The organism is Flavobacterium flavipigmentatum (assembly GCF_020911905.1).
In the GTDB taxonomy this organism is placed as follows: Bacteria; Bacteroidota; Bacteroidia; order Flavobacteriales; family Flavobacteriaceae; genus Flavobacterium; species Flavobacterium flavipigmentatum.
In genome coordinates this window covers 3,192,445-3,206,564 of sequence record NZ_CP087133.1, presented here as the reverse complement: position 1 = coordinate 3,206,564, position 14,120 = coordinate 3,192,445, and the positions used below count along the sequence as shown (strand labels likewise).

Genomic DNA, 14,120 nt, shown 5'->3' with positions numbered 1-14,120 from the left:
TCTTTTTAAAAAATTTTTATTAAATTTGTGTAATCGATTACATTGTTATTATCATTATTTAACAGAATATTTTTTTCACTTTTAATAAAAACAGATAACATCACACAACGATTTAATACATAACTATCCAACCGCATCTAACATAAAAAAAATGAAAACTAAAACAATTCGGCTATTGTATATTGCTTTTGCAGTTGTAACAGCAAATTATCCAAACAAAAGTATAGCTCAAACAGTTAAGGTTTATGATACTTACGAAAACATCGAATTTAAGATGTCTAAGGTTCAAGAACCTGTGATTCCAAATAATATGGTAAACCTTAAAGATTTTGGCGCTGTAAATGGTGGTCAGACTTTAAATACTCAAGCTTTCGCTGATGCTATTGAAGCTGTATTAAAAAAAGGTGGCGGAAAAGTTATAATTCCACCAGGCATTTGGCTAACAGGACCAATTATACTTAAAAGCAACATCGAATTGCACGCTCAAACGGGTGCTCTAATAAAATTCTCTACTGACAAAAAATTATATCCGATCATTCAGACTAGTTTTGAAGGACTCAATACCTGGCGTTGCATCTCGCCCATTTACGGCAAAAATCTAGAAAATATAGCCTTTACAGGGAATGGTGTTTGGGATGGTTCCGGAGAAGCTTGGAGACAAGTTAAAAAAAGTAAACTTAACGAAAGCCAATGGAAAGAACTTGTTGCCTCAGGTGGTGTCCTAAACGAAAAGAAAGATACTTGGTACCCCTCTGAAGCCTTTATGAAGGCGGCTGTAGGAGCCGATCAAAATGTACGTCTTGATCTAAAAACCAAAGAAGAATTTGAAGCCATTCATGATTTTCTGCGTCCCGTTTTGGTGAGCATTCAAAATAGCAAAAGAGTACTTTTTGACGGTCCCGTTTTTCAAAATTCACCTGCATGGAATATTCACCCGCTGATGGTAGAAGATTTGATTGTTCGGAATATAAACGTTCGTAATCCTTGGTTTTCGCAGAATGGTGACGGTCTTGACGTTGAATCCTGCAAAAATGTAGTCATCGAAAATTCTAGTTTTGATGTTGGTGATGACGCTATTTGTATTAAATCTGGAAAAGATAAAGACGGTCGCGATCGCGGTATTCCCTGCGAAAATATTATTGTAAAAAACAACATTGTCTACCACGGACACGGTGGTGTAACAGTGGGAAGCGAAATGTCCAGCGGTGTAAAAAATCTGCATGTTTCTAACTGTACTTTTATGGGTACTGATGTAGGATTGCGTTTTAAGAGCACGCGCGGACGTGGAGGGATAGTTGAGAATATCTATATTTCGGATATTTTCATGACTGATATTCCCTCTCAAGCCATTTCATTCGACCTTTATTATGGTGGAAAATCTATTGCCGAAACATTAGCCGAAGGTGGTAATAAAATCAATACTAAAGCGGTTCCTGTAAACGAAGAAACACCTCAGTTTAAAAATATTTCGATAAAAAACATAATCATAAACGGAGCTTATCAAGCCGTATTTTTGCAAGGTTTGCCTGAAATGAATTTAGAGAATATCGAAATTTCAAATTTAATAGCCAAAGCCGAAAAAGGTTTCTCTATTATTGATGCGAACGGCATCCAAATTAGCAATGCAAAATTGGATATTGAAAACCCAACGGTATTCGAAATTTACAATAGTAAAAACATGTCTTTCAAGGACATCGAATTCAATTCGACTTCTGCAAAAGCAATTACTATAGATGGATCAGAAAGTAAAAACATCGAATTAGCCTCTTCTAAAAATCTAGATTTTTCTAAAAAAACAACCATTGGAGAAACCGTTGCAAAAGGAGCTGTGAAGTTTTAATAAAAATAAATTGTGGAGACGCAAAACAGTAGCGTCTCCACAATTTAAAAAATAATGCTAATTTTGCGCTATGATTCGAATAACGCTAATTGGTTCTGGAAATGTTGCACAACATTTGATACAGGCTTTCGCTAAAAGTGAGCTTGTCGACATTGTACAGGTATTTTCGAGGCAAGAAGAAACGTTGTCTCACCTACTCGATCCTACTCAAATTGTAACAGATTATTCAGCTTTACAAGAGTCAGATGCATATATCATAGCAGTAGCGGATAATGCTATTTCAAGCGTTTCAGAGCAATTACCTTTTAAGAATCGATTGGTGGTGCATACTTCAGGAACGGTTTCTTTAAACGCTTTAGATCCAAAAAATAGACGTGGTGTTTTTTATCCTTTACAAACATTTTCTAAAAACGCAGCCGTTGATTTTTCCGTAATTCCGTTTTGTTTAGAAACCGAAAATCATTCCGATTACAGTGTTTTAGAAACTGTAGCCAAAAGCATTTCGAATGCCGTTTTTCCGATTAGTTCAGAACAACGAAAAGCATTACACGTTTCTGCCGTATTTGTGAATAATTTCACCAATCATTTGTATCAAATTGGTCATGAAATTTGCAAAGAACATCAGGTTCCTTTTGAAATTCTGAAACCTTTAATTGAGGAAACTGCTCAAAAAATAAAGATTTTAAATCCCGCTGATGCACAAACAGGCCCTGCAAAACGTAATGATTCCAGTACCATCGAAGCACATTTGGACTATCTGACCAATGAGAATCAAAAAAACATCTATAAACTCCTAACACAATCTATACAGCATAATGGCAAAACATTTTAAAGAAATAATGAACGACATCACAACTTTTGTTTTTGATGTTGATGGCGTACTGACAGACGGATCTGTTTTTGTAACCAACGAAGGAGAAATGCTTCGCACGATGAATATTCGCGATGGTTATGCCATGAAAGCAGCTGTAGAAAGTGGTTATAATGTTTGTATTATTTCGGGAGGAAGCAACGAAGGCGTTCGCATTAGATTGCGCAATTTAGGGATTACCGATATTCATTTAGGTACTCCTGATAAAGTAACAACTTTTAAAGAATATACTGATATTTACAACATAAAATCAGAAGAAGTATTGTATATGGGTGACGATATTCCAGATTTTCATGTGATGAAATTGGTTGGATTACCTACCTGTCCGCAAGATGCGAGCCCAGAAATAAAGAATATTTGCCGCTACATTTCGCACATAAAAGGCGGAAGAGGCGCGGTACGTGATGTGATTGAGCAAGTCATGAAAGTACAAGGAAAATGGATGGATTATTTTGATGGAAAACACGATTGATTTTTTTGTGAAATGAATTTTGTAAAAGTAAAATATAGCTCTAGCAACTTTATTTTAGAAAAACCTTTGAACCTTTGTAACTCTGAACCTTTGTCTCTTAAAAAAAAATGAAATTCCTTAAACTCATTCGATACCAGAACTTACTCATGCTTGCTTTTATGCAGGTATTGTTTCGATATGCTTTTTTAAAATTGCAAAATATTCCGCTGGCTTTGGCCGACTGGCAATATGGATTGCTAATTTTAAGTACAGTTTTGATTGCGGCCGCAGGTTATGTAATCAATAATATCATGGATGTCGCAAGTGACAACATTAATAAGCCAAAAGATGTTGTCATTGGTAAAGGAATTACAGAAACAGCAGCCTATAATATTTACATTACCCTCAATATTACAGGCGTTGCCATTGGTTGTTATCTGTCTAATGTGATCATGCGACCTAGTTTTGCCGTACTTTTTATTCTAATTGCCACACTTCTTTATTTTTATGCTACTGCTTTAAAACAAATTATGGTGGTAGGGAATATTGTTGTTGCATTATTGCTCGCCTCGAGCGTTGTCATTATTGGGGTATTTGATTTATTTCCGGCTACTAACTCAGAAAATCAGGCGCAAATGGCAAGCTTTTTTTCTATTTTGACAGATTATGCTTTGTTTGCTTTTATGATTAATTTAATTCGTGAAATCATTAAAGATATAGAAGATGTAGACGGTGATTATAACCAAGGAATGAATACTTTACCAATTGCAATTGGAAACCGACGAGCGGCGATAGTTGCCCTTGGGTTGGCTATTTTTTCCTTTATTTTACTGCTTCTGTATTGCAATAAATATTTTGTAGAAAATGGTCTTTTTTTCGTCACTTTTTATGCTTTTGCCTTTGTATTGGCTCCTCTGCTTTATTTTATTGTAAAAATCTACAGCGCAAAATCAAAAAAAGATTTTCACCATTTGAGTACCGTTTTAAAACTGATTTTACTTTTCGGAATTTTATCAATTGCGGTGATCACTTTTAATATTCATTATAATGCTTAAAGAAAAATTAAAAAAATACACGTTAATACTAGCCTCAGGTTCACCACGTAGACAACAGTTTTTTAAGGATTTGGACTTGGATTTCGAAATACGATTGAAAGATATAGAAGAAATTTATCCTCTGGAACTAAAAGCAGTCGAAATAACAAATTTTCTGGCTGAATTGAAAGCCAGTGCTTTTGAGGGAGAATTGCAACCTAACGAAATTTTAGTAACCAGCGATACTATCGTCTGGCATCAGAATAAAGCCTTGGGGAAACCAAAAAATGCCGAAGAAGCTTTTACGATGATAAAATCATTGTCGAATGCAACACATGAAGTAATCACTTCGGTTTGTTTCAAGACCAATACCGCTTCTACCCTTTTACACGATACTACCAAAGTTACCTTTAATGATATCTCTGATGAAGCTATTTTGTATTACATTCAAAATTATCAGCCCTACGACAAAGCTGGTGCTTATGGCATTCAGGAATGGTTTGGTTTTATGGCTGTAGCAAAAGTAGAAGGTTCGTATACAAATGTTATGGGGCTTCCAACTGCTAAAGTTTACGAATATTTAAGTACTTTAGAATAAAATTAAAATTATGTTTTCTTTCAAAGAATATTCACAGGAAATACTGGTAACAATCGTACTTTTTATCGTATTGATGTTACTGAGAGTTATTGTTGCAAAATTAATTCGAAAATTTGCAAAAACCAGTGAAAGATTAGAACACCGAACCAATTTGGTAATTAAATATGTTCATTTGTTAATGAATATCCTGGTAATTACGAGTTTGATTGTCATCTGGGGTGTTGATACTAAAGACATTTTTATTACGATTTCTTCCATTACAACCGTGATTGGAGTGGCGTTATTTGCACAATGGTCTATTTTAAGTAATGTTACTTCGGGGATGATTTTGTTTTTTTCGTTTCCTTTTAAAATCGGAGATACAATAAAAATTCACGACAAAGATTTTCCAATAGAAGCAGAAATTGAGGATATAAGCGCCTTTCATGTCAATTTAAAAACCAAAGATGGCGAACGAATTATTTACCCCAATAATTTACTGCTTCAAAAAGGTATTTCGATCATGCCTGCCCATTCTTACGAAGAGAAAGACTTCTTTGATTAATTTTTAAATGGGAATTTTGTAATTTAATCTTAAAAAATTAAAACAATAAAATCTTTGTAAAATACCATATTTGCTTCATCCAAATTTTAGTTTCACCAAACTTTCAAAAACATGATTAAGCAGATAGAATTGCCTTTTTTCGCAAAGATCGCCTTTATTTTAATTACATTACTCTCGCTCGGATTCCTTTTTTATATTGGTAAAGACGTTATTACGCCGGTGTTAATGGCTTTTCTGGTTGCCGTTTTATTATTACCCATATTTACTTTTCTAAATGTAAAATTTAGATTTCCCCGTTATTTGGCTGCGATCCTTAGTGTACTGTTTTTTGCTGCCTGTATCATTGGTATTATGGTCTTTATATCGTATCAGGTTAGCGATATTGCCAATGATTTCTCTACTATCAAAAAAAATGCAAATAGCTTTCTGGTCGACATTCAAAAATTTATAAAAGACAATTTTAATCTTAGTCTTGGCGAACAAAATAAATACATTGACGATGTGGCAAAGGATTCTGTAAAGAATGGCAAGGCTACTTTGGGTTCTGCCCTAATCTCTGTCTCTGATTTGCTTTTGGATTGTACAATAATTCCAATTTATACCTTTTTATTTTTAATTTATAAAGATCATTTTATTCTTTTTCTGGCCAAATTGATCAAAAAAGAAAACCACAATACTCTAAAAGATATTTTATGTCAGATAAAGGTTTCTGTCAACAATTATATCATAAGCCTGATTCTGGAAATGATTATTGTTTCTATTTTAACAGCATTAGGACTTTGGATTATTGGGGTTAAATATTTTGTGTTATTAGGACTTATTACTGGTATTTTGAATATGATTCCGTATATCGGTATCATGCTCGCTGGTGTAATTACCATTTTTGCTTCGCTCACAGGAACTCCGGAAACCTCTGTAATTATTAGTATTTTGATTGTAAACGTTATAGTACAACTAATTGATAATAACGTACTTGTTCCTTTAATCATTAATTCTAAAGTAGAAATAAATGCTATGGTTTCTATTATCGGAATCATTATTGGCGGTGCAGCTTCGGGAATTTCTGGAATGTTTCTTGCCATTCCTCTTTTGGCTATTCTAAAAATTATCTTTGACAGAATAGAATCTCTGGAACCTTGGGGTTATTTTATGGGAAATCACATGCCTAAAAAATTCACATGGAGAATTCGAAAAATTAAAATTGAAAGTTAAAAACGAATTTATTTGAGAATATTTATATTATTTGACTTATATTCATGATATAATTATCTATACACCCTTTTTTTTGATGTTTCGAAATTTTAAAATATTGTTTTTTATTTTACTTTGCATGTACTCTAATGAAGTACTATCGCAAGAAAAAGATACTAAAAAAGAAAAAGACAAGACAGAAACGCATTCTGAGATAAAAAAAAGAGCCAAAAAGAGTAAAGCAGCAAAATTCTTTAAGAAAGTAATTTTTCGATCTCCAAAATCTAAAACTAGTCAAATTCCTGTAATTATAAAAGATACAGCGAAATTTGAGGGCAAAATTATTCGAAAAATCCGAATCGTAACGCTAGATCCTTTTGGTCGTTCAGATACTGATTCTACTGTCGTTCCTAAAAATTGGGGAGAAAGAAACGGCAATAAATTTCATCTCAAAACCAAAAAATTTGCCATACAAAATTTATTACTTTTTAAAAAAAACACACCTTACAATGCTTACAAAGTACAAGAATCTGAACGTATTATCAGGTCGCAACGTTATGTGAGTAAAGTAACTATCTCTGAAGAATTACTTACAACCACCAACGATTCTATAGATATTACAGTTCGTGTTCTGGATGCCTGGAGCATACTGCCAAGATTTTCTATATCAAGTTCCCGAGTTAATGCCGGTTTTTTAGATCGAAACATTTTTGGTACAGGGCAACAATTAGAATATCGCTTTACCAATAGATTTCAGGATGGCCGCGATGGTCACGATGGTACGTATACAATTCCGAATATCAAAAATACTTTTGTTAGTACCCGCGTAAAATATAGAATTGATTTGGATAATAATTATAGCAAAAGTATTGCTATCGAGCGTCCGTTTTATTCTCCTCTAACAAAATATGCAGGCGGGATCGTTCTAGGCCAAAGATACCAGCGAGATACTTTGCAAGCTGCAGATTTGAGTTTTGCTTATCAAAATTTCAAATACAATGTACACGATTTTTGGATCGCAAAAGCATTCGATGTTACCAGTGATAATCCTAAAAAAGAGCGGACAACAAATCTTATTTTAGCAACACGATTGTTAGATGTTGATTATGTCGAAAGCCCACTTCCTGCTTATGATTCGATTCAATTTTTTTCTGATGAAAAGCAAATGTTACTTGGATTTGGATTGAATACCCGTGAATTCGTTAGAGACAATTATATTTTTAGAAATGGAAACCCTGAGGATGTACCCGTTGGAAGAATTTACGGAATTACATTGGGTTATCAATACAAAAATAAAATTTGGCGTCCTTATGCAGGCGCGCAGGCTTCGTTTGGAGATTATTTTCCCTGGGGATTTTTAAGTACCAATTTTGAAGTCGGAACTTACTTTCATCAATCAAAAACATATCAGACAGCGTTTTCTTTTCAAGCCAATTATTTTACCAACTTAATTGAAATGGGCAACTGGAAACTGAGGCAATTTATTAAACCCGAATTTATAATAGGTGTTAATAGAGCCGGTTCTATGGGCGACCAGCTTAATATAAATGAAGATTATGGTATCCAAGGTTTTAACACCGCAATTTACGGAACCAGCAAAATGGTACTAACGCTACAAACACAAACGTACGCTCCGAACGAAATTTTAGGATTTAGGATTAATCCGTTTTTTAATTATTCTATTGCTGTTTTAGGTAATAGTAATGTGGGCGTATTGCAAAATAAATATTATCAGAAATTAAGCCTTGGTCTCACTATTAATAATGACTATTTGGTATTTAGTTCTTTTCAGCTTTCTATTTCCTACTATCCAACGATTCCAAATCAGGGAGACAATATCTTTAAAACCAATACTTTTCAAAATTCAGATTTTGGAATGCAAAGCTTTGGACTTGGAAAACCTCGAATTGTAGAATATAAATAACTTCTGTTTTAAATTTTAGTAGTATTTTATCAAATAAAAACAATTTCGTAATGTTTTTATAAACATTTAATAATCAGTATTTTTCCTTTTAAATAGTGAAATTTCATAAACAAATAGACTAAATTTTAAGAGTAAAATGCATTTGTTTTTTAATTTTGGCACAGTATATGAATATTCACATACAGATTAACATAAAAACAATAAAAATGAAAACGCTAAAATTAACAATCTTCGGAATATTTCTTTTGGTTGCCAATGCCACACAAGCTCAAGTTTCTGTAAATATTAATATTGGTTCTCCTCCAGAATGGGGACCTGTAGGTTACACAGAAATGGAATATTACTACTTGCCTGATATCGAAGCCTATTATGATGTTCGAGCTACACAATTTATTTATTTTGGAGGGGGAAAATGGATTCGTTCCAGCCGTTTACCAAGACAATACAGAAATTATGATTTGTACGGAGGTTATAAAGTAGTTTTGAATGATTATCACGGAAGACGTCCTTACACATATTTTAAGAATCACAGGGTAAAATATTACAAAGGATACCACGGTGCACCTCAAAAATGCTACAAACCAAGAAAAGGAAAAGGTCACTACAAACACGAGCGAGATGATCACCACGATGATCACCACGACGATCGTCATGATGATCGTCATGATAGAGGACATGGAAAACATCACAGAGATTAGTTATTTTAACCTCTTCTTGATCAAACTTACATAGTTTAATTATTATAAAAAAATAGCAGCATCAGTAAAAGGTGCTGCTATTTTCTTTAAAATAATGGACAGAATTGTTAATTTACTCCTGAAATAAAAAAAATGATATTTAAAAAAATAATTTGTTGAAAAAAACGTTAACAATAGGTTTTTTCTGTCTTTAATGTATTAACTTTGCACTTAATAAATTTCTTTAATAGCAGAGATAATTGTTTTTTTTGTAAAAAATATATTGGTAAATTATTAAAAATCAAAATAATAGATAAAAAAAAGCAAGAAATAAATTGTTATAAGCTCCTGATTTAGTAAAGAAAAATTGCAAAAATAAATTAAATAAGTTGAAAAAATAAAATTCAAATTTTATATCCTAAGAATACCACAAGATTTGTTTACAAATCAATTCTTTTTAAAAGCTGCTAGTGATCCTTGCGGCTTTTATTATTTAATTTTTTTCTGTGTTAACAAATAAAAGACAAACATTAACATATCGTTTAAATACGCTACAAGAATATTATTAGTATTTTTGAAGCTATTACAAAACATTTATTCACGATATGCTTAAAATTGCAACACAATCTTTTTTTATTTTTTTAATAGGACTATTATCTTCTTTTGCCCAACAGCCACAAAAACCTAGTTCGGTAGAAATTTATAATCAAATAAAAAAGCTTAATTTTTTAGGCTCTGTTTTGTATGTAGCAGCTCATCCCGATGACGAAAATACACGTTTGATCTCTTACTTATCTAACGAAATGAACGCCAGAACTGGTTATTTATCATTAACTCGTGGTGATGGCGGACAAAATTTAATTGGTCCGCAATTGAGAGAATTGTTAGGCGTAATTCGTACGCAAGAATTGATAGAAGCCAGAAAAATAGATGGCGGAGAGCAATTTTTTTCTCGTGCGAATGATTTTGGGTTTTCAAAAAATCCTGATGAAACTTTGGAAATTTGGGACAAAGACAAAGTTCTGGCAGACCTGATCTGGACCATCAGAAAATTTCAGCCAGACGTTATTATAAATCGTTTTGATCACCGTTCTCCAGGCACGACACACGGGCATCATACATCATCAGCTATGTTGAGTGTAGAAAGTTTTAATTTGACAAATGATCCCAAAAAATACCCTGAACAATTGCAATATGTAAAACCATGGCAGGTAAAACGCCAGTTTTTTAATCCATCGTGGTGGTTTTACGGAAGTCAGGAAAAATTTGACGCTGCAAATAAATCAAAATTCACTAAACTGGAAACTGGAGTATACTACAATAGAATCGGGAAATCCAATCAGGAAATTGCGGCACTTAGTCGCAGTCGACACCAGTCACAAGGCTTTGGAAGTACTGGAGCGCGTGGAAATGAAACGGAATACTTAGAACAAATAAACGGTGAAGATCCAAAAGAAAGAGACAATCTTTTTGATGGTATTGACACGACTTGGAACCGCATTAAAAATGGTAAAGCAGTTGGAGAGTTAATTTCAAAAATCATCGACAAATACGATTTTAATAATCCGTCGGCTAGTATTCCTGACCTGATAAAAGCATATGGTATGATGCTGTCTTTAGAAGATGAACACTGGAAAACGCTTAAATTGGCAGCCATAAAAAATATCATTGCGACAAGTGCTGGTTTGTACCTCGAAGCAGTCGTACAAGAGCAGGAAGCTACTCAGGGAAGTGTCATCAACCTTACTGTTGAAGCTATAAATCGCAGTACTGTAGGTATGGAATTAGTTAGTATAATGTCATTACCCGATCATAAAATTATTCCTCAAAACAGTTCTTTACATAATAACAAAGATCTGAAATTCAAAACACAAATACAGCTTCCAGCTACTCTGGAATACACACAGCCTTATTGGTTGAAAGATAAAGCAAGTGTAGGTATGTATACCGTTTTAAACCAAGAAAACATTGGAATTCCGGATATTATCAGAGAAGTAAAAGTTGTTTTTAATGTAAAAATTAACGGAACCGAAATTCCGTTCGAACGTACGGTCGTTTACAAATACAATGACGATGTAAAAGGAGAAATGTACAATTTTCTGGATATTGTGCCAGAAGTTACGACTTCGATCTTAGAAAAAGTACTGATTTTTAATGGCGTTAAGACTAAAATGATTCCCGTAAAAGTTCGCGGCGGAAAAGATAATATTAAAGGGAATCTGCAACTCGAATTGCCAAAAAGCTGGATGATTTCGCCTAAACAAATTCCGTTTACTTTAGATAAAAAAGGAACAGAGCAAATTTTTTATTTTGAGGTAAGTGCTCCTTCACAACCAGAAGAAACCACTGCAAAAGCGGTTGCCATTGTTGATGGAAAGCGTTTTGATAAGGACCAAACTATCATCAATTACAGTCATATAACGAAGCAAATGGTTTTAAAACCAGCAGAATCCAAAAGCATCAAATTAGATCTGAAAACCAACGGAGAAAAAATAGCTTATATCATGGGTGCCGGTGATGAAGTTCCTGAAAGTCTGGCTCAAATGGGATACAAGGTAACCATCCTGAAACCAGAAGAAATTACCCCCGAAAAACTGGATGCTTTTGATGCTGTAATGACCGGAGTTCGAACTTATAATACCGTAAACGCATTGTCTAACAAGCAAAATATTCTTTTTGATTTTGTAAAAAGAGGTAAGAATATGATTGTACAATACAATACGCCAAATGGTTTGGTTACCGATAAAATAGCGCCTTTTCCTTTAAAAATATCTGCTGATAGAGTGACGGATGAAAACGCAAAAATTACATTTTTAGCGCCTAATCATCCTATTTTAAATACACCTAATACAATAACAGAAAAAGATTTTCAAGGCTGGACACAAGAACAGGGTTTGTATTACCCTAACGAATATGATGCTGCTTTTACTCCTATCCTTTCTTCGCATGATAAAGGAGAATCTGCCAAAAAAGGGGCTTTATTAGTGGCTCCGTACGGAAAAGGATATTATATTTACACGGGGTTGAGCTTTTTTAGAGAATTACCGGAAGGCGTTTCAGGAGCTTTTCGATTATTATCGAATATGATTTCGTTGAAACAACCCGTAGAAGCACCTAAACTAGAAATTAAGCAATAAATAATGGAAGCAAAAAAAACTAAAAAATGGAAAAAAAGCTACACTTATGTACTGGTAGCAAACGCCGTTTATATTTTAATTTTTTTCTTAATCATGCAATTATATTCTTAAACTATGCAACTATTTGATTGGATTGTCCTAATTGTTACGCTTTTATTTATCGTCATTTATGGCTCCTGGAAAACCAAAGGAAGCAAAAGTGTGGAGGATTTTATTTTAGGAAATAATGAAACTCCTTGGTATACGGTAGGTCTTTCGGTGATGGCAACACAAGCCAGCGCTATTACTTTTTTATCTACTCCCGGACAAGCATATCACGACGGAATGGGTTTTGTACAATTCTATTTCGGACTACCAATTGCCATGATTGTCATTTGCGTGACTTTTATCCCAATGTATCATAAAAACAAAGTATATACTGCTTATGAATTTTTAGAAAAACGTTTTGATGTAAAAACACGTTCTCTGGCGGCTATTTTATTTTTGGTGCAACGCGGTTTAGGAACCGGATTAACCATTTATGCCCCAGCCATTATTTTGTCGGCTATTTTAGGATGGAACCTGACTTTTATGAATATTGTAATTGGTCTTCTGGTCATCGTTTATACCTTTTCCGGAGGAACAAAAGCCGTAAACGTCACCCAAAAGCAGCAAATGTTTGTGATTATGTCGGGAATGTTTATCACTTTTTTTCTAATATTACATTATCTGCCGCAAGACATGACGATTTCGAGTGCCATGCATATCGCTGGAGCCAACGATAAAATGAATATCGTAGATTTTTCTTTTAATCCTGAAGAAAAATATACTTTTTGGAGCGGAATCACGGGAGGTTTCTTCCTGGCTCTCGCCTATTTTGGCACCGATCAGTCTCAAGTCGGGCGTTATCTGTCTGGAAAATCAGTCAAAGAAAGCCAAATGGGACTTATCATGAATGGTTTGCTCAAAGTGCCTATGCAATTTTTTATTTTGCTAACGGGTGTCATGGTTTTTGTATTTTTTCAGTTCAATCCCGTGCCTCTAAATTTCAATCCCAATAATAAAATTGTGATCGAGAAATCAGCTTATAAAGACGAATATCATGCTTTAGAGACCAAACTCAACAAACTTTCTGAAGACAAAAAAGTAATTAATCTTTTGTATATTGAGCAGTTAAATCTCGATTACGACAACCCAATTCTGCGCAAAGAACTGGTTACTTTATCCAACAAAGAGAAAGACCTTCGCGATCGCGCCAAAGAAATCATTTCTAAAGCCGACAGCAATAGCGAAACCAACGACAAAGATTATGTCTTTTTTCACTTTATTTTGCATTATTTACCAAAAGGACTCATCGGATTGTTGCTGGCCGTTATTCTCTCAGCCGCCATGTCTTCTACAGCTTCGGGTTTAAATGCTTTGGCATCGACAACAGCAATCGATATTTATAAACGAAATCTCAAAACTCAAAAATCAGATAAGCATTATCTTAATGCTACCAAATTTTTTACGCTTTTTTGGGGAATCGTAGCGATCCTTTTTGCCTGCGTGGGCACATTGTTCGAAAATTTGATTCAGTTGGTTAACATCATCGGATCGATTTTCTACGGAACCGTTCTAGGCATCTTTTTGGTTGGGTTTTACCTGCGCCGCGTACAAGAAAAAGCAATGTTTTACAGTGCCATCATAAGTCAAATTACCATTTTTGTAATTTATTACTTTATGATTTATATTTACCCTAGTGGTCAGGAAAAACTGGGTTATTTATGGCTCAATTTTATTGGCGCCATGCTTACCATTCTCCTTTCGCTGTTCATGCAAATTACTTTTTTTAGAAAACAAACCGTCACAACCGATTTAGTATAAAGCAAAAC

General features: G+C 34.0%; 11 protein-coding genes. All 11 read left to right on the top strand.

The window, feature by feature from the left end; all coding sequences use genetic code 11:
* Positions 1-151 precede the first annotated feature (151 nt).
* Positions 152-1,840 carry a glycoside hydrolase family 28 protein gene (locus LNP22_RS13765; protein ID WP_229973967.1) on the top strand — a complete coding sequence of 563 codons (1,689 nt, stop codon included), beginning with the start codon at positions 152-154 and terminating at the stop codon, positions 1,838-1,840.
* A 70-nt stretch (positions 1,841-1,910) separates the two neighbouring features.
* On the top strand, positions 1,911-2,672 hold the full coding sequence (locus tag LNP22_RS13760) for a Rossmann-like and DUF2520 domain-containing protein (protein ID WP_229973966.1): 762 nt from the start codon (positions 1,911-1,913) through the stop codon (positions 2,670-2,672).
* Positions 2,656-3,183: a KdsC family phosphatase gene (locus tag LNP22_RS13755; RefSeq protein ID WP_229973965.1), complete on the top strand. Its 528-nt coding sequence runs from the start codon at positions 2,656-2,658 to the stop codon at positions 3,181-3,183. Before LNP22_RS13760 ends, LNP22_RS13755 begins: the two co-directional genes overlap by 17 nt.
* A gap of 107 nt (positions 3,184-3,290) precedes the next feature.
* Positions 3,291-4,217: a geranylgeranylglycerol-phosphate geranylgeranyltransferase gene (locus LNP22_RS13750; RefSeq protein ID WP_229973964.1), complete on the top strand. Its 927-nt coding sequence runs from the start codon at positions 3,291-3,293 to the stop codon at positions 4,215-4,217.
* On the top strand, positions 4,210-4,794 hold the full coding sequence (locus tag LNP22_RS13745) for a Maf-like protein (RefSeq protein WP_229973963.1): 585 nt from the start codon (positions 4,210-4,212) through the stop codon (positions 4,792-4,794). Before LNP22_RS13750 ends, LNP22_RS13745 begins: the two co-directional genes overlap by 8 nt.
* Positions 4,795-4,804: 10 nt before the next feature.
* Positions 4,805-5,338 (top strand): mechanosensitive ion channel family protein, encoded by a 534-nt coding sequence (locus LNP22_RS13740; RefSeq protein WP_210665211.1) that lies wholly within the window; start codon positions 4,805-4,807, stop codon positions 5,336-5,338.
* A gap of 111 nt (positions 5,339-5,449) precedes the next feature.
* A complete protein-coding gene (locus LNP22_RS13735; RefSeq protein ID WP_229973962.1) occupies positions 5,450-6,550 on the top strand; it encodes an AI-2E family transporter in 1,101 nt (366 codons plus the stop codon).
* Positions 6,551-6,647: 97 nt separating this feature from the next.
* A complete protein-coding gene (locus tag LNP22_RS13730; protein ID WP_346432341.1) occupies positions 6,648-8,453 on the top strand; it encodes a BamA/TamA family outer membrane protein in 1,806 nt (601 codons plus the stop codon).
* Between the two features lie 206 nt (positions 8,454-8,659).
* Positions 8,660-9,151, top strand: coding sequence for a hypothetical protein (locus LNP22_RS13725; protein WP_229973961.1), 492 nt, complete (start codon positions 8,660-8,662; stop codon positions 9,149-9,151).
* A gap of 584 nt (positions 9,152-9,735) precedes the next feature.
* Positions 9,736-12,267 (top strand): PIG-L family deacetylase, encoded by a 2,532-nt coding sequence (locus LNP22_RS13720; protein WP_229973960.1) that lies wholly within the window; start codon positions 9,736-9,738, stop codon positions 12,265-12,267.
* A 114-nt stretch (positions 12,268-12,381) separates the two neighbouring features.
* Positions 12,382-14,112 (top strand): sodium:solute symporter family protein, encoded by a 1,731-nt coding sequence (locus LNP22_RS13715; RefSeq protein WP_229973959.1) that lies wholly within the window; start codon positions 12,382-12,384, stop codon positions 14,110-14,112.
* Positions 14,113-14,120: the final 8 nt, after the last annotated feature.

Bases quoted from the DNA above. Each gene is read 5' to 3' on its own strand.
- LNP22_RS13765 (WP_229973967.1), top strand. From the start codon at position 152: ATGAAAACTAAAACAATTCGGCTATTGTATATTGCTTTTGCAGTTGTA.
- LNP22_RS13760 (WP_229973966.1), top strand. From the start codon at position 1,911: ATGATTCGAATAACGCTAATTGGTTCTGGAAATGTTGCACAACATTTG.
- LNP22_RS13755 (WP_229973965.1), top strand. From the start codon at position 2,656: ATGGCAAAACATTTTAAAGAAATAATGAACGACATCACAACTTTTGTT.
- LNP22_RS13750 (WP_229973964.1), top strand. From the start codon at position 3,291: ATGAAATTCCTTAAACTCATTCGATACCAGAACTTACTCATGCTTGCT.
- LNP22_RS13745 (WP_229973963.1), top strand. From the start codon at position 4,210: ATGCTTAAAGAAAAATTAAAAAAATACACGTTAATACTAGCCTCAGGT.
- LNP22_RS13740 (WP_210665211.1), top strand. From the start codon at position 4,805: ATGTTTTCTTTCAAAGAATATTCACAGGAAATACTGGTAACAATCGTA.
- LNP22_RS13735 (WP_229973962.1), top strand. From the start codon at position 5,450: ATGATTAAGCAGATAGAATTGCCTTTTTTCGCAAAGATCGCCTTTATT.
- LNP22_RS13725 (WP_229973961.1), top strand. From the start codon at position 8,660: ATGAAAACGCTAAAATTAACAATCTTCGGAATATTTCTTTTGGTTGCC.
- LNP22_RS13720 (WP_229973960.1), top strand. From the start codon at position 9,736: ATGCTTAAAATTGCAACACAATCTTTTTTTATTTTTTTAATAGGACTA.
- LNP22_RS13715 (WP_229973959.1), top strand. From the start codon at position 12,382: ATGCAACTATTTGATTGGATTGTCCTAATTGTTACGCTTTTATTTATC.